This window comes from Chryseobacterium sp. GQ58 (assembly GCF_059758895.1).
Genome location: NZ_JCAXEH010000002.1, coordinates 527,182 through 548,744 on the forward strand (window position 1 = coordinate 527,182; position 21,563 = coordinate 548,744).

Annotated in this window: 23 protein-coding genes; 11 read left to right on the top strand and 12 right to left on the bottom strand. The window is 33.3% G+C overall.

What is annotated here, in order from left to right; translation table 11 throughout:
• Positions 1-43 precede the first annotated feature (43 nt).
• The 3 genes from AC6CHK_RS06550 to AC6CHK_RS06560 all read right to left on the bottom strand — a co-directional run bounded on the left by AC6CHK_RS06550 (position 44) and on the right by AC6CHK_RS06560 (position 2,848).
• Complete coding sequence (locus tag AC6CHK_RS06550; protein WP_498094698.1) at positions 44-634, bottom strand: hypothetical protein; 591 nt, start codon at positions 632-634, stop codon at positions 44-46.
• Positions 635-839: 205 nt separating this feature from the next.
• The gene (locus AC6CHK_RS06555) at positions 840-1,706 is read right to left on the bottom strand and encodes a sigma-70 family RNA polymerase sigma factor (RefSeq protein ID WP_034757900.1); all 867 of its coding nucleotides are present in this window, start codon (positions 1,704-1,706) and stop codon (positions 840-842) included.
• 350 nt (positions 1,707-2,056) lie between these two features.
• Positions 2,057-2,848, bottom strand: coding sequence for a S1/P1 nuclease (locus AC6CHK_RS06560; protein ID WP_498094701.1), 792 nt, complete (start codon positions 2,846-2,848; stop codon positions 2,057-2,059).
• Positions 2,849-3,100: 252 nt separating this feature from the next.
• On the opposite strand from AC6CHK_RS06560, the gene AC6CHK_RS06565 reads away from it, so the two are divergent.
• The 9 genes from AC6CHK_RS06565 (at position 3,101) to AC6CHK_RS06605 (ending at position 9,796) form a co-directional block, all read left to right on the top strand.
• The gene (locus AC6CHK_RS06565; RefSeq protein ID WP_498094703.1) at positions 3,101-4,042 is read left to right on the top strand and encodes a type VI secretion system baseplate subunit TssG; all 942 of its coding nucleotides are present in this window, start codon (positions 3,101-3,103) and stop codon (positions 4,040-4,042) included.
• A 53-nt stretch (positions 4,043-4,095) separates the two neighbouring features.
• Positions 4,096-4,995, top strand: a complete 900-nt coding sequence (locus tag AC6CHK_RS06570) for a TssN family type VI secretion system protein (protein WP_498094705.1) — start codon at positions 4,096-4,098, stop codon at positions 4,993-4,995.
• 25 nt (positions 4,996-5,020) lie between these two features.
• Positions 5,021-6,166 (top strand): hypothetical protein, encoded by a 1,146-nt coding sequence (locus tag AC6CHK_RS06575; RefSeq protein ID WP_498094707.1) that lies wholly within the window; start codon positions 5,021-5,023, stop codon positions 6,164-6,166.
• A gap of 166 nt (positions 6,167-6,332) precedes the next feature.
• Positions 6,333-6,890: an RNA polymerase sigma factor gene (locus tag AC6CHK_RS06580; protein ID WP_498094709.1), complete on the top strand. Its 558-nt coding sequence runs from the start codon at positions 6,333-6,335 to the stop codon at positions 6,888-6,890.
• Between the two features lie 144 nt (positions 6,891-7,034).
• Entirely contained in the window at positions 7,035-7,376 is a 342-nt protein-coding gene (locus AC6CHK_RS06585; RefSeq protein WP_498094711.1) for an HvfA family oxazolone/thioamide-modified RiPP metallophore, read from the top strand.
• Between the two features lie 56 nt (positions 7,377-7,432).
• Complete coding sequence (locus AC6CHK_RS06590) at positions 7,433-8,269, top strand: HvfB family MNIO-type RiPP peptide maturase (RefSeq protein WP_498094713.1); 837 nt, start codon at positions 7,433-7,435, stop codon at positions 8,267-8,269.
• The gene (locus tag AC6CHK_RS06595; RefSeq protein ID WP_498094715.1) at positions 8,250-8,996 is read left to right on the top strand and encodes an HvfC/BufC N-terminal domain-containing protein; all 747 of its coding nucleotides are present in this window, start codon (positions 8,250-8,252) and stop codon (positions 8,994-8,996) included. Before AC6CHK_RS06590 ends, AC6CHK_RS06595 begins: the two co-directional genes overlap by 20 nt.
• A 40-nt stretch (positions 8,997-9,036) precedes the next feature.
• Complete coding sequence (locus AC6CHK_RS06600) at positions 9,037-9,291, top strand: HvfA family oxazolone/thioamide-modified RiPP metallophore (RefSeq protein ID WP_498094717.1); 255 nt, start codon at positions 9,037-9,039, stop codon at positions 9,289-9,291.
• Between the two features lie 58 nt (positions 9,292-9,349).
• Positions 9,350-9,796 (top strand): HvfX family Cu-binding RiPP maturation protein, encoded by a 447-nt coding sequence (locus tag AC6CHK_RS06605; protein WP_498094719.1) that lies wholly within the window; start codon positions 9,350-9,352, stop codon positions 9,794-9,796.
• A gap of 15 nt (positions 9,797-9,811) precedes the next feature.
• On the opposite strand, the gene AC6CHK_RS06610 is transcribed toward AC6CHK_RS06605, so the two are convergent.
• Positions 9,812-10,465, bottom strand: coding sequence for a metal-dependent transcriptional regulator (locus tag AC6CHK_RS06610; protein ID WP_498094721.1), 654 nt, complete (start codon positions 10,463-10,465; stop codon positions 9,812-9,814).
• Between the two features lie 85 nt (positions 10,466-10,550).
• On the opposite strand from AC6CHK_RS06610, the gene AC6CHK_RS06615 reads away from it, so the two are divergent.
• Positions 10,551-11,582: a threonine aldolase family protein gene (locus AC6CHK_RS06615; protein WP_498094723.1), complete on the top strand. Its 1,032-nt coding sequence runs from the start codon at positions 10,551-10,553 to the stop codon at positions 11,580-11,582.
• A 59-nt stretch (positions 11,583-11,641) separates the two neighbouring features.
• On the opposite strand, the gene AC6CHK_RS06620 is transcribed toward AC6CHK_RS06615, so the two are convergent.
• The 6 genes from AC6CHK_RS06620 to AC6CHK_RS06645 all read right to left on the bottom strand — a co-directional run bounded on the left by AC6CHK_RS06620 (position 11,642) and on the right by AC6CHK_RS06645 (position 15,649).
• A complete protein-coding gene (locus AC6CHK_RS06620) occupies positions 11,642-12,145 on the bottom strand; it encodes a hypothetical protein (protein WP_498094724.1) in 504 nt (167 codons plus the stop codon).
• Between the two features lie 464 nt (positions 12,146-12,609).
• Positions 12,610-13,644 (bottom strand): ACR3 family arsenite efflux transporter, encoded by a 1,035-nt coding sequence (gene arsB / locus AC6CHK_RS06625; RefSeq protein ID WP_498094726.1) that lies wholly within the window; start codon positions 13,642-13,644, stop codon positions 12,610-12,612.
• Between the two features lie 9 nt (positions 13,645-13,653).
• Complete coding sequence (locus AC6CHK_RS06630; RefSeq protein WP_498094728.1) at positions 13,654-14,145, bottom strand: GNAT family N-acetyltransferase; 492 nt, start codon at positions 14,143-14,145, stop codon at positions 13,654-13,656.
• Between the two features lies 1 nt (position 14,146).
• Complete coding sequence (locus tag AC6CHK_RS06635; RefSeq protein ID WP_498094729.1) at positions 14,147-14,758, bottom strand: arsenate-mycothiol transferase ArsC; 612 nt, start codon at positions 14,756-14,758, stop codon at positions 14,147-14,149.
• 31 nt (positions 14,759-14,789) lie between these two features.
• Positions 14,790-15,263 carry a DUF6428 family protein gene (locus tag AC6CHK_RS06640; RefSeq protein WP_498094730.1) on the bottom strand — a complete coding sequence of 158 codons (474 nt, stop codon included), beginning with the start codon at positions 15,261-15,263 and terminating at the stop codon, positions 14,790-14,792.
• Between the two features lie 59 nt (positions 15,264-15,322).
• Positions 15,323-15,649 (bottom strand): ArsR/SmtB family transcription factor, encoded by a 327-nt coding sequence (locus AC6CHK_RS06645; protein WP_498094732.1) that lies wholly within the window; start codon positions 15,647-15,649, stop codon positions 15,323-15,325.
• A 177-nt stretch (positions 15,650-15,826) separates the two neighbouring features.
• Between AC6CHK_RS06645 and AC6CHK_RS06650 the strand changes: the two genes are divergently transcribed.
• The gene (locus AC6CHK_RS06650) at positions 15,827-17,059 is read left to right on the top strand and encodes a YaiO family outer membrane beta-barrel protein (RefSeq protein WP_498094734.1); all 1,233 of its coding nucleotides are present in this window, start codon (positions 15,827-15,829) and stop codon (positions 17,057-17,059) included.
• On the opposite strand, the gene AC6CHK_RS06655 is transcribed toward AC6CHK_RS06650, so the two are convergent.
• A complete protein-coding gene (locus AC6CHK_RS06655) occupies positions 17,056-20,493 on the bottom strand; it encodes a sulfatase-like hydrolase/transferase (RefSeq protein ID WP_498094736.1) in 3,438 nt (1,145 codons plus the stop codon). The two genes, AC6CHK_RS06650 and AC6CHK_RS06655, sit on opposite strands and share 4 nt — an antisense overlap.
• Positions 20,487-21,557 (bottom strand): HEAT repeat domain-containing protein, encoded by a 1,071-nt coding sequence (locus AC6CHK_RS06660; RefSeq protein WP_498094738.1) that lies wholly within the window; start codon positions 21,555-21,557, stop codon positions 20,487-20,489. The genes AC6CHK_RS06655 and AC6CHK_RS06660 overlap by 7 nt, the downstream gene beginning before the upstream one ends.
• Positions 21,558-21,563: the final 6 nt, after the last annotated feature.

A 21,563-nucleotide genomic window follows, 5' to 3' on the forward strand; every position in this document is an offset into this window, starting at 1 on the left:
TTTAAATAATAATTAGGGAAATTCATGCATTCGTGGCTAAGATTTACTTCAAATTTTTCAATTCCTTCAATAATTGATTTTGCTTGTCGATAAAATTATTTAAGCTGTCCGTTTTCAAAGGATGAGCGTTTTGATATTTTTCAATTTCAGGAAGTGTTTTTCTGATTTTGAAAACATTATAAAAGCTATACAGTTTATTATAATTAATATTCACTTTGCCTTTAAATTCCTCTAGTTTTTCAACTTTTAAATCATAGCTTTCGGAACTATTCTTTAAAAGATTAGTGACTTCCGTTTTTAAGATAGAGTCTTGAATATTCTTTGTTCTTGTTTCAGCATCTGAATAATAAGTTTCTGATGTATTGATAATATCATCATATAGATCTTTTATAATCTGACTGTCATTTTGTAATGATAGGAATCTTTTATGAAGATCCTTTAATTTTACATCATTTTTAATTTTTTCAAAATAAATTCCATCAATTATTGCTTCAGATTTGCTCATTCTTTTTATAGGAAAATTAGATTCCGTATTTTCTGCTGCATTTTCTACAATGTTTTCATTTTCAGATTTGTTTTCGTTGCATGTAAATAATAACAAAGAAAGAGTAGATAAAATTATTATATTTTTCATGTTTATTTTTTTCACTGTCATTCTGACGATGGGAAGAATCTCTTAATAAATCTTAATGGTTAATTTACTGTTGAGATTCTTCATTTCGCTGTGCTTCATTCAGAATGACAGATTATTTTTATTAGTTGAAAAGATACTCAGAAATTTAACAAAAAAAACGGAGTCTGAAAAATCAAACTCCGCCTAATAATTGTAACGTTAAAAATTATTTACCTAAATAAGATTTCAAAATCTTACTTCTGGTGTTATGTTTTAATCTCTTAATCGCTTTTTCTTTGATCTGACGAACTCTTTCTCTTGTAAGATCGAAAGTTTCTCCGATTTCTTCCAAGGTCATTGGATGTTTTCCGTTGAGTCCGAAATATAATCTTACCAAATCAGCTTCTCTCGGCGTCAAAGTGTTCAATGCTCTTTCGATTTCAATCTGAAGAGATTCAAGCATCAGATCTTTATCCGGGCTTGGAGATTCTCCTGAACGCAATACGTCATAAAGATTAGAATCTTCACCTTCTACCAAAGGCGCATCCATCGACAAATGTCTTCCGGAGTTTTTCATAGATTCTTTGATATCTTCCTCGCTCATGTCAAGAACTTCAGCCAATTCTTCAGGTGAAGGCGGTCTTTCGTTTTCTTGTTCCAAGTGAGCGTATGCTTTATTGATCTTATTGATCGAACCGATTTTGTTCAACGGCAATCTTACAATTCTTGACTGCTCAGCCAAGGCCTGTAAAATCGACTGACGAATCCACCAAACAGCGTAAGAGATAAATTTGAAACCTCTTGTTTCGTCATATCTTTTTGCAGCTTTCATCAATCCTAAATTACCTTCGTTGATCAAATCGGGTAAAGAAAGGCCTTGATTTTGGTATTGTTTTGATACAGAAACCACGAAACGAAGGTTGGCTTTGATTAATTTCTCAAGTGCTACTCTGTCGCCCGCACGTATTTTTTGTGCCAAATCTACTTCTTCGTCTGCGGTAATCAATTCAACTTTACCAATTTCCTGCAAATACTTGTCTAATGATGCGGTTTCCCTATTGGTAACCTGCTTAGTGATTTTTAATTGTCTCATTTATTTTCCTCAAAATAGAGTTACTATATATTATACGATCGAAAAGGTAAAAAGGTTACACAGGTTTTGATAATTTTTTATTTAATTAAATTGGTTTGAATAAATAGTTGTAAATTATGGCTTTTGTTCGGCGGATAAGTTTTATTACTTCTAGAAGTTTTTTTAAATAAACGTATTGAGAAGTTGTTAATTGACGCTTTTTAAATTTAAAAATAAGTTCTCGATACTTTTTTCTTCGCTTTGCATGGAAAAATATTCGAACTGACGCATAAAAAAAGTGAAACCGAAGTTTCACTTATCTATTTAGAATTAAAAGATTGACTTTTAAAATTAACTTATTCGCTATTCATTTAAAACAAATCATTCAACAATTTCGCCAGTCTCAAACCTCCGTAAAGAAGCTGTCTTTCCATTGTATCATTAAATTTGTATTGATAATCGTAAGAAAGTTTTGAGCCGTCCGGTGTCTGCGCATAGATTTTATTGGCAATTTGGTGAGAATCATATAACCAGTCTTCCAAACTTCCCGACTGAATTTGTTTTACCTCATCTTTAGATTTGATATCCAAAAGTTTTGCATATTCTGTGTAGCTGTATTTTTGTGAATCTACCAATTTTCCGTCCCAAAGAGAATGTAAATTTGTTTTATCTCCAAAATAAGTAACATTAATCTTGTTTCCGCCTAAATCTTCGGATCTTCCTGTATGCATCGGTTGCGCCAGATCGCCCATCATGTGAATAAGGAAAATAAGAGCTATTTTTCGATCTTTTTCAGACGTTTTTTCATCTTTTACCTGAGCGGATAAAGTTTTTATCTGGCTGTAAAGATTAGCGCCTGTCTGAGCTTTTAAGTTTGCTTCAAAAGCTTTAAAATCAGTTTGCGGATCAATATTTACATAATGCCATGCAGAAGCCTGTTTCCAAACGCCGGTGGTGTCTGACTTGATAAAATCCGGCCAGTTGGCCCAATACGCAAGGCGTTCCTGACCCATTATTTTTTTTATTTCCCTTCTTGCTTTCCCCGAAAGATGGTTTTCGGCAATTTCAGCTATAATGCGATGCCCCGTCAATCCCCATGCGTACGAATATAAAGAACTTGAAACGAATAACAAAAGCAAAATTTTTGAACAAATACTTTTCATTTTTAGTAATAATTTTAGACTTGCAAAGATAGTTTACGATTTTGAATATTCGGATATTAAACAAAGCCGTTTTCTTTTTTGTTAAATAAAATTAATTTTAAATTATGATCTATTCTTAGCTATGTTTTAGTAATTTTAGCTAAAGAATTCCAAAACATATAGTATTTTTGATTTAAATTTATTGTTTAATATTTTTTCTAATTTAAGAGATATATTATATTTACACTAATAACCACATCGCAGAACACAAATATGTATGACAACAGCATTATAGATATGCATTATAATAAACTGCAGACAGATTTTAGGGCTGAAGCAGTTGCCGTGAATCTTCTGAAATACCATAGAGCGGTGAGTAATATATTCATCGAGCGTATCGGAATTAATGACAGAGCTTATTTAAAAGATATTAAAAGTATTTCTAGTCAGTATCTTGGTTTTGACGAGGAAGTTCTGAGCATAAAAACTTATAGAGAAGGTATTTACGATTATTTACCTGAAGGACTTTTTCATCCGCCATCGCTTAACACTTCGAGAAAAAATGTTGAAAATGTAATCAACGAAATCCGTAAGCAAAAAAGGGTAGAAGAAGATGCGAGAAAATTTTTCAGGCCTTTTGAGCTTGAAATATTCTTTACGGAAATAAGTTCTTTACTCAAAGAGCATGATTTTGATCTTGCAAGCGACACAGATTCTTTATTAAAGGTATTTTCAGAATTGTGGCCGGTTGTAAAAATGCTTGATAAAAAGAATGCTTATATTTTTATCCATATTTTACCGTTTTTCCATCAGATAAGAGGTGATAAAAGTTGGTTTGAACGATGCATGACGGCTTTTTTACAGGTTCCTGTAGAAATTACTTTTACACCAAACATTATCGACAGGATCGAAGAAAACGACGATTCTATGCTGCTTGGCAATTCAAGGTTGGGAATTACCTATATTCCAAGTGGAAAACATATGGATGGCGAAAGAAATTGGGTGGTCAATATCGGACCAATCCCTTATCATGAAATGAAAAAATACATTCCGGGAAATCCTTTCAGAAAAGTTCTCCAGGCATTGTACGATTATTGTCTTCCTGTAAGTGTGGAAGTTGTGGAAAATTTTGTTACCGAAAAGCAAGAATATTCTTTCATGCTGGAAGATGATGAAAGAAATTCTAACCGATTAGGTTTCTCTACTTTTCTGTAATTATTTTGTTATATTTACAATCATCAAACATCAATATTAATTAAAAGAAATCAATGGAAGTTTCTTCAGTAAAAGGTATATTTTTCAGATATATTTTCGTGCCTTTGTTGGCCGTTATCATGATGGTAATTTTGGGAGTTATCAGAAGAAATAAGCCTGCCATAAAGATCAGGGTGATCATTATTTATGTACTTTTGTGTAGCCTGTGTCTGGCTATTCCGGGATTTTTCGGGTTTTCAAAAAATCTGTTTAATCCTTATTGGTATCTTATTTCACAAATCATTTATTTATTGCTCGGAATCATTCATGTCAATTTATTACACAAATTTTTCAAAAAACATATACAATCTTTCGGATTAAGCATTTTGTTTGAATCTGTACTTTCTATAACGTGTGTCCTTTTAGGCGGTTATTTGTTTGTATTGATTTTTAACTGGATCAGCAATGGACAGGGTTATCCCGTGATGTCAGCCACAAGTGCGCTGATATTTTTTGTACCAATGGTTTTTTATTACAGCTATATTCAGTTTATCAGCATTCCTGTTGATATATACAGGACGTGGAGATATTCGCCTGATCAGAAACCACCGAATTTTGAAGGAGCTGATTTCGACAGATTAATGGTTTTAAATGTAGAGTTGAGCAAAAATATTGAAGATGCCAACAGATTCAGAATTAAGGCTAAAACTCTACCGACCGGAGTTACTTTCGGCGATTGGTTTTTCCGTGTGGTAGACGATTACAATCACAAAAATCCTAAATCGATCATTCATCTTACGGATGAGGAAAAAGAGCCTTATTATTGGATATTTTACACTAAAAAATCATTCTTCAGCTTCAGAAAATACATAGATTTTGACCTTGATATCAGCACCAATAATATCACGGAAAACGAGGTGGTAATCTGTAAAAGGGTTATTCAGCACGAAGAAGAAGGAAGGAGATCTTCATAAATCACAAATTTTAAAAGTATTACATATGATACAGCCAATCAAACATTTTGCAATCAATTGGGTAGACGGGATGAAAGTTTCTCAAAAACACCTTAATGATCAGGATAATTTTTTAATTGATACGATAAGAGATGCCAATTCCCTGGCAATCACAAATTATAATTATGGCTTGTTGCCGATTCCTAACGAATTTACAGATAAAACCATTTTTGATGTTCATAATACTGCAACCAACGATGTGCAGCTTGTAATAAAACATTGCAGCGCCGTTACGCTTGCAGGCTATAGAATTGAATTGAAAGACAGAAGAGTAAGCGTAAAATCTCTTGCTAAATCTTTAAATATCGATGAAAACCAGATTGACGGCGAATATTATATTTTGATTTCGGTTAATCCTTTCGATAAAGTTCCTTTTGGAGATATCGATCCTGAGGAAATTCCGCCGCGTCATCCAAATGCGCATGCCAATTATCACATTGAGCTGTTGCCTGTTGCTTCACTGAACAGCAGCTATTCCGGAGGTAATTATCTTGTGGTTGGAAAGGTAGATTTTAAGGGAAATATCACGCAGGTAAATTCAAATTTTATTCCGCCGTGTACGTCTGTTCAGAGTCATCCGGCTTTGTTGGATTATTATAACGGATATGCAAAATCGATCGGAAATCTACAGCAATATGCTTTTAAGATCATTCAAAAAGCTTCCCATAAGAACCAAAATACAGCTTTGGCACAAAATGTAAAATCTTTGTGTACGGTAATGGTAAATACTTTTGGAGATATGTATTTTCAGTTCAGAAACGTGATTCCTTATCAGGCTCCCGTTTTTCTTATTGAAAGTTTTGCCAAGCTGGCATTGCGATTATACAATGCGACGCAGGTTATCGTTCCGGCAGAGTTAGAAGAAATGTTAAACTATAGTTTGGAATGGAGCGAAATTGCGCCACATACTTTGCTAAACCAGTTATCTACCGTTGCCGAAACCAATTATGATCATCACAATTGCGGCGAACCGCTTTTGTATATTCAGCAGATGCTGAAAAGCCTGGAAGTCATTTTTTCTAAACTGAGCGAACTGGATTATATCGGTCAAAGAAGAGAAAATATTATCGTGAACGAACAGGAAGTGTCTTCAAATACCAATCCTAAACGAGGTTGGAGCGTTTTAGATTAAATTATTTTATTGTTTTTAAATACTTAAATCCGTCTTAATTATAGGACGGATTTTTTTGATTTATTTTGATGTTTTTGTAATAATTTCCTTTAATGTTTGATATTTATTTGTTTAATTGTAGTAAATGTTAATAATTTTATATATTAGATCATCACAATATGAAAAGATGGAAGAGAAGATACTACAAGACCTAAAAGGTGAAAATAATAATGCATTCGGACAGCTTTATAAAGAGTATTTCGGAATGGTAAACCGTTTTGTAAATAATAATAGCGGACGCACAGGTGATGCTGAAGATATTTTCCAGGATACAATGATCGTATTGGTAGAAAAAATGAGAAAGGATGATTTTCAGCTTACGGCATCTATCAAAACCTATATTATGGCGATTGCGAAAAATCTTTGGTTAAAAAGATTAAGAACTTCATCTAAACAAGTAGCATTTTCAGAATGTTTCGACAATCAGTTTTTTGAAGAAATAAGTTCTGCAATAGAAAATGAAAAAACCTATTTTGACAAGCTGCAAAACTTTATACACAAAGTAACCAAACATTGCCAGGGACTTATTCATGATATGTTTTTTAAAGAAAAATCAATTGATCAGATTCAAAAAGAATATGGATATTCTACTAAACATAATGCTCAAAATCAAAAACATAAATGTGTAGAACAGATAAGAAGAATAAAAGAGAAAGAAGAATCTGATTATAAAAAAATAAAATAAACTTTCTTTTGATGTTTTGATAATCAAGAGATTAAAAAATAATTTTAAAAAAAATCACTCAATTTGGGTGATTTTTTTTCGTTTTTGGTATTAATGTATAGATTGTGATATTTCAATATTCATAAAACATTAAAAATCTACAATATGAAAAACAAATCAATTTTAGTAGGTGTACTTTCATTAGGTACACTTGCAATCGGAACAACATCGTTTGCATCCGTAAAATCTGCTGCTGCTGTCACTCTTGAAGCCTCATGCGGTGGCAAAAAAGCAGAAACACAAAATAAAGGAAAGGCTGAAGACGCAAAATGTGGTGATAAAAAAACGAAAACTTCAGAAGCCAAATGCGGCGACAAAAAAGCGGAGGCAAAGACTAAAGATGCAAAATGTGGCGAAGGAAAGTGTGGAGAAGGAAAATGCGGTGACAAAAAAAACAAAGCTAAAAAAACTAAAGCAGCAAAAAAAACGACAAAAGCTTCAAACTAAATTATTTTTTTAAAAAGGTATTATCTGTATCATTTTTCACCCTTAAAACAAATATTATGGTCGGAATAGGTTATCGCAAAGATTTTTCGAAAGCGTTTTTATCAAGCGAAATTCTAAAACCGGATTTTGTAGAAGTAGCCCCAGAAAACTGGATCGGAATTGGCGGTTACTGGAAACAGGAACTAAAAAAAGTTCTCGAAAAATATCCGCTGTATTGCCACGGATTGTCTTTATCTGTAGGAAGTCCGGAAGGTATTGATGTAGCTTTTGTAAAGCAGGTGAAAAGGTTTTTAGATGAAACCCAGGCGGTTCTTTATTCGGAGCATCTTACTTTTTCAAAAGTTGACAATGCACATTTGTACGACCTTTTGCCAATTCCTTTTACAGAAGACGCCATTGATAGAGTAGTGGAAAATATTCAGCAGGTTCAGGATATTTTAGGGAAAAGACTGATTCTTGAAAACGGAAGTTATTACACCGTGCTCGAAGCAGAAATGACCGAAGCAGAATTCGTGAACGAGATTGTAAAAAGGTCCGATTGCGAATTGTTGCTGGATGTGAATAATGTTTTTGTGAATGCATTCAATCATCAATATGATGCAAAAGAATTTATAACAAAAATGCCTTTGTATAAAGTAAAATATATTCACATGGCGGGACATTTTCAGGTTAATGAATCATTAATAATTGATACTCACGGAGCGGAAATCATAGATCCGGTTTACGATTTATTTGATTTTACAATGCAGCATTTGCCGCATGATGTGCCGGTTTTATTGGAAAGGGATTTTAATATTCCCGAGCTTTCTGAAATGCAGGACGAAATCGACACACTTCGTAAAATTAAAAAAGCAGCTCAAAAAAATCATGCGTATGCAGCTCACCAAAAATAAAACTTTTGCTTTGCAGACAGATTTGGGTTTGTATTGCAGAACAGGAATCAACGAACCGAAAACCAGTATTCAGGAACACACGTTTCATTATAGACGACTGGTTTACAATGTAATAAAGGATACATTAAAAAATGCATATCCGATCACCCGAAAATTAATCGGAAAAAAAAGATGGAAAAAAGCAGTTGCTCATTTTTTTGAAAATCACAAATGCGAAACTCCACAAGTCTGGAAGCTGCCTCTGGAATTTTACGAACACTATTCTGAAAACACATTACCCTTTAAAAAGGAATATCCTTTTCTCAAAGAGCTTTTACATTACGAATGGCTTGAAATAGAGATTTTTATGATGGAAGATTTGCCTGTCGAAAATTTTAAAGTAGAAAAGGTTTCCAATGATGAAATAATTGTTCCCAATCCGGAAATTAAAATTTTGGCATTGCAATATCCGATCCATATCAAAAACGTAAAACAGATTACTGAAGAAGACAAAGCGCAGTATTTTGTGACAATTCACAGAGATTTTTATACAAAACAAGTAAGATTCAATGATTTGTCTTATCCGTTTGTAGAAATGCTCATAAAAATAAATGAAGAAAATACAAGTATCAATGAACTGAAAATCATCTTATCCAAATACGAAAATGATAATGTCAAAATAGAAACCGCAATCAATGATTTTATTGTATTTGCATTTCGGGAAAACATGCTTTTAGGCTATAAATAAAAAAATTTAAACTTTTTAATAACAATTAAATAATTACATTATGAAAAAAAAATCAATTTTGGTCGGAACAGTTGCATTAGGATTAGTAACAGCTACAAGTCTTTATTCTTGCAATCCGGCAGACAAAAAAACAGCAATTCCTGAAGCATCCGCTGATGCCAAATGTGGTGAAGGAAAATGTGGAAGCAAAAAAGATTCTGCAATGATGGGGGAAGCTAAATGTGGTGATTCTGCACATGTGGAAACTGCAGAAGGAAAATGTGGTGAAGGAAAATGTGGAGATAAGAAAAAATAAGTCAATCATCAATAAGACGGAGTTTACAAAAACTCCGTCTTTTAATCATAAAGACATTATGTTAGAAAATTATTATAATAAAATCAGCAAATTAAAAGATATACCATTATTGTTTCTAAGATTAATTTTAGCTTACGGTTTTTTTAATCCGGCAATGATGAAAATAAAAGACATCAACGCTATTGCGGAATGGTTTGGAAGTTTAGGAATTCCGATGCCTTTGCTTAATGCTTATTTGACTACAGGCACAGAAATTTTGGGCGTTATATTTTTATTTTTAGGGTTGTTTACGAGAATTATTTCTATTCCTTTAATTATTACGATGATCGTGGCAATTTTTACGGTGCATATTGGCAATGGCTTTGAAGCCGGAGAAAATGGCTTTGAAATTCCGCTGTACTATATTATTATGTTGTTTACATTAATGGTGTTTGGTTCCGGAAAAATCAGTTTGGATCATTGGTTGTTTAATAAAAATATTGAAAAAACAGCAAAAGAAAAATAATTAAGTTTCTGCCTTTTACTTTTTTACTAATATTTTTTCGGTGGCTTTTTTGCTGAGAATTTCTTTTTTTCCGCCAATTTCAATCGTTATAGATTTATCGAAATCTTCAATTTTAAGAATTTTGATTTTTGTATTTAAAAGCAGTTTTCGCTCGGTAAGATAATTAAGAAAAGCATCATCAGAAAGCGTCACAGAAGCAAAAATCACTTCTTCGTTTACTTTGCATGCGCTCAGTTTTTGCAGATCCTGCGAAATAATATTGCCGTCTTTATCGGGAATAGGCTCGCCATGAGGATCAAATTTTGGATGATTTAATATTTCATCCATTTTATCAAAAAATATTTTAGAATGTACATGTTCCAGCTGTTCGGCGATTTCATGTACATTTTCCCAGCCAAAATTCATTTTTTTAACCAAAAACATTTCGGTAAGCCTGTGTTTTCTTACGACCAAAGCGGCTTCCCGTTTGCCTTTATCGGTCACCTTCAACGGTTTATAAGTTTCGTAGATTACCCAGCTTTTATCTGCAAACTTTTTCATCATATTGTTTACACTCGGCATTTTTACATTCAAAAATTTGCTAAGCTCGTTGATGGTCACTTTTCCTTCATTGTCAACTAAATGAAACAAAGCCTTCAGATAATTTTCTTCCGTTAATGTTGTTTTCAAAATGTTAGATGATTTTCATTACAAATCTAACAAAATATTTTTTAAACATCATTTTTGTTGTTTTAAGTTTTTATAATTTTGCATAATGAAATTTTCATTTAAAAACGACTATTCAGAAGGTTGTCATTCCAGTATTTTAGAAGCACTTTTACGGTATAATTTCGATCAGCAGGCGGGTTACGGTGAAGATGAATATTCCTTGAAAGCCAAAGATATAATTAAAGAAAAGCTGAATAATAAAGAGGCGGCGGTTTACTTTGTATCAGGCGGAACTCAGGCCAATCTTATTGTAATTTCTTCTGTTTTAAAACCTTATCAATGTGTGATTTCTGCTTCAACCGGGCATATATTAAATAATGAAACCGGCGCAATCGAAGCGACTGGCCACAAAGTTTTGAGCATTGAAAAAGATGATGGAAAATTAACTCCCGAAGACATCATTCCTGTTTTGGAAAATCATAAAAATATTCCGCATCAGGTAATGCCGAAGTTAGTTTACATTTCAAATTCCACAGAATTAGGAACAATTTACACGAAAAAAGAGTTGGAAAATCTTTCTGAATTTTGTCGTGAAAACAATCTGTATTTATTTATGGATGGCGCAAGATTGGGACATGCTCTTACTTCTGAAATCAGTGATTTAAGTTTAGCAGATTTAGGAAAACTGACGGATATTTTTTATCTGGGCGGAACAAAAAACGGAGCTTTGATAGGAGAGTGCATTATAATCAATCATAAAATTCTTCAGGAAGATTTTGCATTTAATATTAAGCAAAAAGGAGCTTTGCTGGCTAAAGGAAGGCTTTTGGGTATTCAATTTTTGGAATTGATGCAAAATGATTTGTATTTTGACTTGGCAAGACATGCCAATCAGCAGGCAATGAAAATTAAAAATGCTTTGAAAGAAAAAAATATAGAATTTCTTTCTGAAACTTTCACCAACCAGATTTTTCCTGTTTTAAGCAATGAATTGATTGAAAAATTATCTGAAAAGTTTGAATTTTATGTCTGGAAAAAGGTTGATGAAAACAATTCTGCAATTCGTATTATCACTTCCTGGAACACTGGCGATGAACCAATAAATGATTTTATTAAAATTATAAATAATCAATTATAAACAGAAAAAATGCAACCTCAATTTGGTTGCATTTTTTATTTATTTTAAACCTGAAAAAATTATTTTAAAGCTTTGGAAACCATATTGCAATCTGCGGTTTCAAGCTTTTGACCTTTGTCATAAGCGATTTTCTTTTCGTCGGCGTATTTCATCTGACCATTTTCATCTTTCTGATTTCCGATTCCCAACATCAAATTACCTTCTTTCTGAAGAAAATAAATATCTCTTTTGCTCGTCATTCCTTCAGATGCAAATTCGTATGTAAGCTTCAGTGTATCACCGGATTTAAAGCCTACAAGATCTCCTTTTGAACTATCTTTTTCGTAGTTTTTATAAGCCATTTTGCCCGTAACTGTACCCAAATTATCATCAATACTTACAAAAACAGAGTCTTTGCCAGTAACGCCAAGATAACAATAAGATTTTGCACCAAGAGTGTCGATAACAGCTGAAGTGGTGTCTGTCAAAGAATCTGTTTCAGCAATTGGTGCTGTAGTTTCGCTTTTTTTGTTACAGTTCATTAAGAATAACGATAAAGAACCTAAGACGATAAACTTTTTCATAAAAATTATATTATGTTAATTAATGTTGCGCTAAAATAATCAATATTTTTAGTTATCATAAATGTAAAGAAATTATTTTTAAGTTTGGTTTACCACATAATTGCAAAGTATTCAGTTTTATGATTTACTAACTCTCAATATTTAAAATGTCGAAAATTTTTTTTTCTACATTAAAAATATTAAAACCTGTATTTTAAAAGTTAAATACACGAAATTCTAATCGCTGAGAATCGCTTATAATTTTTTGGTTGAACATTTCCTGATAATTTACATTTCTATACTGCGGATTATAAAAATCCTATAATTTATATTATGTTAAATTAAAATAATTTTATGTTTTAAAATACATACATTTTCAAACAATCCAAATTAAGTAATAATACATCCTTTAAGACCTAAAACTATAATATACAGAAATACATTTGATTATTCTTTGACTTTAAAAACAATTTATAATGATATAATTAATTGTCGTAAAACTTCTTTTTCATCCACAAGCTGCATTTTACCAAAAGTATCAATATCGGCACTTCTACCAAAGGTCCGATCACGCCTACAAAGGCCTGTGGCGAATGAATTCCGAATACTGCTATTGCAACTGCTATCGCCAATTCAAAGTTATTTCCTGTTGCCGTAAAAGCAATAGACGAATTTTTATCATACGGAACATGTAAAGATTTATTAATGAAAAAACTTACAAAAAACATCAAAACAAAATAGATAATCAACGGAATAGCTACTTTTATCACATCCATCGGAAGCTCCAAAATTTTATCACCTTTTAAGCTAAACATCAGCACAATCGTAAATAGCAATGCGTACAAGGTAAATGGTGATATTTTGGGTAAGAATTTTCGATTATACCAATCTGCACCTTTTAATTTAATCAGAAAATAACGGCTTAAAAATCCTGCTAAAAATGGAATTCCTAAATAAATAAAGACACTTTCTGTGACATCTTTCATTGATACTCTGACGTCGGAATTGGCTAATCCCAGTTTTCCCGGTAAAAAATTAATGAAAAGCCATACTAAAAAACTATAGGTAAATACTTGGAAAATGCTGTTTAAAGCTACTAATAATGCTGCATATTCTCGGTTTCCTTTTGCAAGATCATTCCAGACAAGAACCATTGCAATACATCTTGCTAGGCCGATTAAAATTAAGCCAATCATATAATCCGGCTCATTTCTCAGGAAAATTACAGCTAAAATGAACATTAAAATCGGACCGATAATCCAGTTTAGAAGCAAGGAAATTCCTATTACTTTTTTATCTTTAAGTGCTTTTGGCAACAACGAATAATCAACCTTAGCAAGTGGCGGATACATCATAATAATTAATCCGATTGCCAAAGGAATGTTTGTAGTTCCTACGGATAAAGAGTTGGTAAAACCGGAAATACCGGGAAAAAGATACCCTAAGCCGATTCCTAAAAACATGGCCAGAAATATCCATAAAGTAAGAAACCGATCAAGGAATTTTAGTTTTGTCTGCATTGAATTATATTAATCTATTCCTACTATTTTGCTTCTTCGTTCCATTAAAATGCTGTCTCTCCAAACGCCTGACAACTTTCCTATTTTCTCGCGATAGCCTATAGTTCTGAAGCCAAATAATTGGTGTAATGCTACTGTAGCTTTATTTTCGGGAAACATTCCGGATTGTAAAGTCCAGATTCCGTTTGATTCACTATCTTTTATCAGCGTTTCCATTAGTATTTTTCCGGTTCCTTTACTTCTTTGATTTTCAGATATATAAATGCTTACTTCCGCAACGCCTCCATAAACACATCTGTCGCTCACTTTTGAAAGTGCCGCCCAGCCTATTACAACGCCATTTTCAACAGCAACCAATCTGCTGTGAGGCATTTTGCTTTCATTCCACTTTTCCCATGAAGGGACGGATTCTTCAAATGTTGCATTTCCTGTATCGATTCCCTGTTTGTATATTGCGGATATTTCCGGATAATGTGATTGATTAATTGCTACTATTTCCATTTTATTTTTTTATTTGTGAAAAAATATAAAACATCTCTGCTCCTATTTCAAGGCTTCTTTCTTTATAAACATCTGATTGGGTCGGATTATTGTCCGAAATTTTCGGATCTTCATAAGTTATAGGAATTCGTTTTTCGGCACCTGCAATAAAAGGACATCCGTCATCCGCTTGCGAACACGTCATAATTGCAGCAAAACCATTATTTGGATTAAACGGATTATCATATTTTTTAGAAAAACCGATTATCGCATGATTATTCTCATCATATTTAATGGCATAAACAGGATTCGGAGCGTTTGATATGTTGAATATTTTGAATCCTTGTTCTTCTAAAGTTTCTACAACTTTTGGAAACATGGCCGTTTCTTCTGTTCCTCCCGAATAGCAGCTTACTTTCGGAATGTCAAAATAAACGCTTGCGATCTGAGCCCAAATCTGCGACAAATGGCTTCTTCTGGAATTATGCGTGCAGATAAAGTTGAGATCAATTGGCTTATCGTTTTCCAGCTTATTTTGAATAAAATCAATTAATGGATTGAGCGTGACTTTTCTTTCTTCGGAAAGTTCTTTAGTCTTTAAAGTTTCTATTGTTTCCAGCAGTTTAGAATACATAATTTGTTGATTTTTAAATTATTTAATCACTTTAGCAGCATCCTGAATTTGGGTCACAAGAAGAAACCTGTTTTGAAGAAAGCTCCGACAGATTCATTTTTTGCTTTTCTACAGGAATACCGCAACCTTCTTGAGCAAGACAAGCTGTTGCTTTATTTTTAAGAATAAAGGTTTTTCCGTTGAATTCCAAATCGTATTTTCCGATGGTTGTATCTTGATATTCAACTTCAATTTCATTATTTTCAATGCCTAATTTCTCTTCAGATAATTTGATGATGTTTAGAAGTTTTGTAGGTTTCAGTCTGTGTTCCAAATCATTGGCATTCCAAAGCTGAAAGTTCACTACCCTTTCGTTTCTGATGGTTCCACCGCAGTCAATAAAGTGTTTATTTACAGTTCCCACTTCTGTTACATGGAAATGTTCAGGCACAAAAGTTCCGTTTTCCAATTGAAATTCCACATTATCCAATGTTGGCAAGATTTCTTTGATTTCAGATAATTTCATGATTTTAATATTTATTGTTTAAATGCAATATTGCGATATTAAGGTTTAAAAAAATGCATTTAGCAGCATTTTTGATTTGTAACGGCTGTTATTATTGTAGAAAAATAATTTTTAAGAATTTCGAAAGTTTTTTCATCAATACAATAACAGATTGCAGTTCCTTCGATGTTTCCTTTGATCAAACCAGCATTTTTAAGCTCTTTTAAATGTTGAGAAACCGTTGCCTGCGCCAATGGAAGTTCGTTTACAATATCACCGCAAATACAGGTATCAACTTTTAGTAAATATTCGATAATAGCAATTCTTGCCGGATGCCCCAAAGCTTTGGCAATGATAGCTATTTTATTTTGTTCATCTGTAAAGTGATCTGTTTTGGTTGCTCCCATTTTATAATTATATATTGCAATATTACGATATTAAATTTAACTTCACCAAATAATTTTTATAATTTTTTTCAAAATGATATTTCTTTATTAAAAACAATCCTTTGAATTCCTAAAACTTCAATATATTTGTTATTCTTGATTTTATAAACATAAATTTTTATTCTAACATATTCCTAAATGAAGACATATCTGGGTTTTTTGTTGTTATTTGTATTTCCTTTTACCGTTTATAGCCAGCAAAATGCAACTGCTGATGAATTATTTTTAAAAGCACGGACGGCTGCATTCGAGCAAAAAGATTACACAACTTCCATTTCTCTTGCAAAGCAGGCGTTGGAAAAATCTCCTGATTATACCGATATTTCTATTTTTTTGGGGAGACTTTATACCTGGAACAAAGATGTAGATTCAGCAAGAGTGATATTTGAAGAACTTGGGAGAAGAAATGTTCAGGATGAAGATTATTTTATAGCCTACGCATCTCTTGAATACTGGAATGACCAAAATGATAAAGCCATTGAAATTCTTGATAAAGGATTGACTTTTCATCCTCAATCTGAACCGCTTTTACTTTTAAAGGCAAAAGCTTTTAACAGCAATGCAAATTATGCCGAAGCAGAAAAAACGATCAATTCGCTGTTGCTGATAAATCCGCAAAATACTGAAGCTAGAGCTTTTTCAGCAAGAATAAATGATCTCTCTGCTAAAAATGCAATTGGTATTGTTTATAATTTTTCGCATTTTGATAAGCAATTTGAAGACGACTGGCATATTGTAGGAATCAGCTATAAAAGAGCAACTTCTTTAGGTTCTATAATTCTCAGAGCAAATTACGCCAACAAATTTGCAGAAAGCGGTACACAAATAGAATTGGAAGCTTATCCGAGATTATCAAAAACATTTTATCTGTATGTCGGCGCCGGATATTCCGGTGATGTTGGAATTTTCCCAAAATACCGTACAGGAGTTTCTCTGAACGCCAATTTACCACATAGTTTCGAAGCCGAAATTGGTTACAGACAACTTTATTTCAGTAAAAATATTTGGATGTATACTGCTTCAGCGGGTAAATATTACAAAAATTTCTGGTTCAATTTGCGTACTTATATTTCTCCCGATCAGAATAATATTTCGCATTCTTATGCAGGAACCATTCGTTATTATACCAAAGGCGCACAGGATTATTTTGCATTTCAGATAGGAACTGGAATAAGCCCCGAAGACCATCGCAACAATTTGCTGGAAAATGAAACTTATAAGCTTAAGACCTTTAAAATAGGCGGTGAATATAATTTTTCTGTCAAAACCCACCTTTTTTCGGTATCTGCAATGTATTTTAATCAGGAATATCGCCCGAATGAAAAAGGAAACCAGTTTGATATTACTTTAGGATACACCAAAAGATTTTAGAATTTCGGGGAAGTTTTTTTCATAAAATTTACGATTACTGAATCCGGCATTAGCTTTTTAGCGGCATAAAAGCGGGAATTCATAGTTTTAAAATCTTTGAAACGTTTATTCATGTCATTCAGCACAGCAGGATTATCCAATTCATCTTCTTCGAGATTATGCAGGACAAACAGCTGCCCGTTTTCTACATAATGCTTTCCGTACACAAAATCGATAAGCTGGTTTTTACTTTGCATCATCGGAATATCTGTTTTACTTATTTCAGAATCCGGCGAAAGACCTCTTCCAACCCAAGTAACTGTTGATGGTGTTTTGAGCGCATAATTGTTTCTGTAATAAGCCAAAATAGATGGCGCAATATCAAAATGGCTTACGGTTTTATTAAATTTTTTAGGCTCTTTCAGCAACGGAGAATAAATAAGCATTGGCACATGATAACGGTCTATCTTGGACTGTAAAGTGATTTCCGGCATACTGTGATCTCCAGTTATAACAAAAATTGTATTGCTAAAATCCGGTCTTTTACTATAATTTTTAAAAAAATCCTTTAAAGCGTCATCAGCATTTAAAACGGAGATTAGTTGATTTTTATGTCCCGCCGCCCATTTTTTCTGTTCGGCAGATAACTTGCCTGAATGCAATGTTTTATTATATAATTTCTCGTAATATTCTTTATTGTTAATCAAAAAAGGATTGTGAGTTGAAAGTGTAAGAATAATATTAAAATAAGGCCTATTTTGTGGTTTTTGCGATTCAAGCATCTTTCCGAATACCGCCTGATCTTCATAGCCCCAACTGTCTCCGCTATTGGAAGGAAGCTTGCGATAAGGTTGGCTGAAAGAAAACTCATCAACAATATGGTCTACTCTATTGTATTCCAAAAATTCATTGTAACGGTCAAATGATACATTTCCGCCGTAATAAAAGCCGGTTTCAAATCCATTTGCTTTCAGGATATTATAAAGATTGAAATTTTCTGGAGTATCTTTTATTTCTAAAAATCCGTTTTTCCCAAAAGGTAAAGAACCTGTAAGTGTTGGCAAAGCACCAAAAGTTCTTCCTGCTGAGCTTAAATTATTTTCCCAAAAAAGACTTTTTTGGGCTAAAGAATCGAGATTTGGGGCGAAATTTCCAACATAACCTTTAGAAGATGTATACGCATGTCCAAAGCCTTCCAATACGACAAAAACCAAATTGGGTGCTTTATCAGATTTATTAAAAAACGATCCTAAAAAATCCGGTGTATTTTCTTTTCTCCAAAAAGGAAACGCTTCATCCAGCATTTCAGAATTGGCTGCAAGATTTTCAGGATTGCTCCACAATTCGTTTATTTCAGGATGATCATTCACAAAATTATCAAGATTGGAATTGAAGAAATAATTCCACTTGCTTCTTGCCGCATTCTGGTCAAATTCATTATTATAGGAAAGTTCATCAGCTTTTAAAATACTTTTAGGAATAAAAAAAGTCAATAAGCCGATGCATAAAAAAACGATTCCTACATAAATTTTCTTAAGAGTAAACTTTTTAGCAATCCAAAAAGGAATAAAACTCGCTGTAATCAAAATAGTCAGTAATGCGAAATTTTTGAAATTCAGCATTCCGCTTGCTTTCAGAATCTGGATCATTTCTTCCTTTGTGTAGTACAAAAAGTCTGCACCCAAAAGATTGTGGGTTTCAGAAAAATAGAGGAAAAAAATATATTGTGTAACAACGACAAGCAAGCATGTTAATACAGCAATTCCTCTAGCCAGATTTTCTTTTAAAAAATTAAGAATCAAATAAAAAATACCAACCACGAATATCATTTTAAACATGAAAATGATATTGGCTGCAAAAAGATCTGCAACGATGACGGAAGCATTCAGCCCGGAAATATAATACCTGTACCAAAGCCATTCTGCTAATGTGCCCAACAAAAACAAAACTGAAAAAACCAACGCCAGCGTTCCCCATTTTCGAAGACCAAACTGAAGAATAGCTAAAAGTCTTTCTTTTAAAGACAAATCTTTATTCATCTGATTAAAGCCTTGCCTTGTCATTTCGCCCCAACTATGAGATTTTTTGAAATAATCAATAAAGCCTTTTACACTTGCTTTTACAACAATCGGATGAAAATAGAAAGGCTCTAAAAAAGCCACACCAATCAGGGTGAGAAAGTCTTTCCTTTTGGTATAAACCTGTCGGCTTACAAGATCGACCAAAATTCCATAAATCGAAAAAAGAAAGCCTGTAGAAATAACGATTGCGAAAAGAACCGTAAAAAAAGACCAGTTGATAATTCCCAATAATAAGAAAATTATAAAAAAGATGTAGCCTGAAAATTCAACCAAAGGACCCAGAAACTCAAACAAAAGCCAATACGGAAGGCTAATCATCCCGAGTTTGCCATATTTGGGATTAAACATCAGTTTTCTGTGTTTCCAGAGTGTTTCCATTGTGCCGCGCATCCATCTGTTGCGCTGTTTTCTGAGGATATCTTTTGTCTCGGGAACTTCAGTCCAGCATAAAGGATCAGGAATTGTAATCACCTCGTAAGGCTCTTTTTGTTCTTCCATATACTTGCGCATACGCACGACCAGCTCCATATCTTCACCTACCGTATTTCTGTCGTATCCGCCACATGCCAGCACGATTTTCCGGTCGAAAACTCCAAAAGCGCCGGATATCAAAATAAGACCGGACGCCCTTGACCAAGCCATTCTGCCGAGAACAAAAGCTCTTATATATTCTAAAGCCTGAGATCTTCCTAAAAGGGTTTTAGGCATATTTACTTCCACGACTTTACCATTTTCAATCTTACAATTATTGGCCAGTCGAATTACTCCGCCGCAAGCGATGATTTTTTTGTCAGTTTCTTTTAAAAATGGTTTTGCAAGGCTTAAGATAGCATCCTGCTCAAGAATGCAATCTACATCTATACAAACAAGATAGTCACCTGAAGATACATTGATGCCTACATTTAGCGCATCGGCTTTACCGCCGTTTTCTTTGTCTACAACAATGAGCTTTTTTAATGCCGGATTTTTACTTTTATAGACGCTTTTTATTTTTTTAGTTTCAATTTGGCCCTGCACGAAAAAAGAAATTGGCTCCAATTCGTAAGCTTCGATCAGTTTTTGAATAGAATCATCCTTGCTGCCATCATTTACAATAATGATTTCCAGGTTGTGATAATATAATGAAAGCAGAGATCGTACATTTTCTACAATAGTCATTCCTTCATTGTAGGCCGGAGCTATAAGACTGAAAGCCGGAGCATTCGGGTTGGAAGCAATGATTCCGTAATCTGTAAATGTATTTTCTTTTTTATAGCGCAATACAGCTCCCAATGCGTAGATGCCAATCCATCCGTAAATAAGCGCCACTGCGGTACCGTACAGCAAAAACAGCCATATTACAATTTCATAAATAATGTGGGAAAATTCTAGCATATTTCTTCTTGCAATGCGTGTTTAATAATTTGAACCAATTGTTCGGATGATAAAGGATTTTTAGCAAGCTGCAAAAGGTATTCCTGAAATCCCAAAGAGAAAAGTGCTTCGGCAGCATAAATTTTTATCTTTGGCAAAGGGTTTTCCAGCAACTGTTGTTTTAAAAAGTCTACACAACGCATATCTTTTGAAATCTTTATTACCCGCAGAATTTCAAGCTGTACTTCAACAGGCTGATTTGGATAAATATTTATGAGATAAGCAATTGTAGATGAATTTTCCATCGATTGCAAAGTCTGTACAACCTGTATTCTTATCTCGACAGAAGGATGATCCAGAAATTCTGAAATGAAAGGATAAAATGATAAAACCTGAAATTTTTTCAGCAATCGAAGTGTAAAAATAATTACAGAATCATTTTTGCTTTTAAGCCAGCCTTTAATCGTTTCTTCATAATTTTCCGGGATATTATTGATCGAAAGAAGCAGACGAAGCTGCTGCCATTCCGATATTTTGGTAGTGACATTGTCCAGAAAAAGCAATCCTTCAAAACCTTTGAAGCCCACCATCGAATATTGAGCTTCCTGATAAACCAATGGCGAAGAATGTGTGAGTAATGCAGAAATTTTTGAAAGCGAATCAACGTCATTCATGGCGGTAAGCTCCTGTATTCCACCCGCAATCAGATGTGGCTTTTTTTGGTTTAGTTTTTTTAAAGCTTCTTTCTGCAGACTGTATTCTTTAAAGAGTGTTTTTATTTTACTTCCCGTAATTCCTGAAAATTTGTTTTCAGATTCTACAAGCTTGGAAAGGAAAAGATTTCTGAACAAAATGTTGTCAGAAAACGCTGCAAATTCTTTATTTGAAGGGATTTCATCTTTATCGTATGCAATGGTTTCCAGAATTTTCTGATTGATAATTCCTGTCCATTTAGCTATTGTAGCCGTTTGTCTGTATTGATAAAAACTATACAGAAGAACCACAAAAATCATCAGTAAAACCAATGATAAAATGCCCAATAAAGTCATAAAAAGGTAATGAACCGGACTGGCTAAGAATAACATATTTTC

Coding starts and splice junctions, on each gene's coding strand:
- AC6CHK_RS06550 (WP_498094698.1), bottom strand. CDS start 634: ATGAAAAATATAATAATTTTATCTACTCTTTCTTTGTTATTATTTACA.
- AC6CHK_RS06555 (WP_034757900.1), bottom strand. CDS start 1,706: ATGAGACAATTAAAAATCACTAAGCAGGTTACCAATAGGGAAACCGCA.
- AC6CHK_RS06560 (WP_498094701.1), bottom strand. CDS start 2,848: ATGAAAAGTATTTGTTCAAAAATTTTGCTTTTGTTATTCGTTTCAAGT.
- AC6CHK_RS06565 (WP_498094703.1), top strand. CDS start 3,101: ATGTATGACAACAGCATTATAGATATGCATTATAATAAACTGCAGACA.
- AC6CHK_RS06570 (WP_498094705.1), top strand. CDS start 4,096: ATGGAAGTTTCTTCAGTAAAAGGTATATTTTTCAGATATATTTTCGTG.
- AC6CHK_RS06575 (WP_498094707.1), top strand. CDS start 5,021: ATGATACAGCCAATCAAACATTTTGCAATCAATTGGGTAGACGGGATG.
- AC6CHK_RS06580 (WP_498094709.1), top strand. CDS start 6,333: ATGGAAGAGAAGATACTACAAGACCTAAAAGGTGAAAATAATAATGCA.
- AC6CHK_RS06585 (WP_498094711.1), top strand. CDS start 7,035: ATGAAAAACAAATCAATTTTAGTAGGTGTACTTTCATTAGGTACACTT.
- AC6CHK_RS06590 (WP_498094713.1), top strand. CDS start 7,433: ATGGTCGGAATAGGTTATCGCAAAGATTTTTCGAAAGCGTTTTTATCA.
- AC6CHK_RS06595 (WP_498094715.1), top strand. CDS start 8,250: ATGCAGCTCACCAAAAATAAAACTTTTGCTTTGCAGACAGATTTGGGT.
- AC6CHK_RS06600 (WP_498094717.1), top strand. CDS start 9,037: ATGAAAAAAAAATCAATTTTGGTCGGAACAGTTGCATTAGGATTAGTA.
- AC6CHK_RS06605 (WP_498094719.1), top strand. CDS start 9,350: ATGTTAGAAAATTATTATAATAAAATCAGCAAATTAAAAGATATACCA.
- AC6CHK_RS06615 (WP_498094723.1), top strand. CDS start 10,551: ATGAAATTTTCATTTAAAAACGACTATTCAGAAGGTTGTCATTCCAGT.
- AC6CHK_RS06620 (WP_498094724.1), bottom strand. CDS start 12,145: ATGAAAAAGTTTATCGTCTTAGGTTCTTTATCGTTATTCTTAATGAAC.
- arsB (WP_498094726.1), bottom strand. CDS start 13,644: ATGCAGACAAAACTAAAATTCCTTGATCGGTTTCTTACTTTATGGATA.
- AC6CHK_RS06630 (WP_498094728.1), bottom strand. CDS start 14,145: ATGGAAATAGTAGCAATTAATCAATCACATTATCCGGAAATATCCGCA.
- AC6CHK_RS06635 (WP_498094729.1), bottom strand. CDS start 14,758: ATGTATTCTAAACTGCTGGAAACAATAGAAACTTTAAAGACTAAAGAA.
- AC6CHK_RS06640 (WP_498094730.1), bottom strand. CDS start 15,263: ATGAAATTATCTGAAATCAAAGAAATCTTGCCAACATTGGATAATGTG.
- AC6CHK_RS06645 (WP_498094732.1), bottom strand. CDS start 15,649: ATGGGAGCAACCAAAACAGATCACTTTACAGATGAACAAAATAAAATA.
- AC6CHK_RS06650 (WP_498094734.1), top strand. CDS start 15,827: ATGAAGACATATCTGGGTTTTTTGTTGTTATTTGTATTTCCTTTTACC.
- AC6CHK_RS06655 (WP_498094736.1), bottom strand. CDS start 20,493: ATGCTAGAATTTTCCCACATTATTTATGAAATTGTAATATGGCTGTTT.
- AC6CHK_RS06660 (WP_498094738.1), bottom strand. CDS start 21,557: ATGTTATTCTTAGCCAGTCCGGTTCATTACCTTTTTATGACTTTATTG.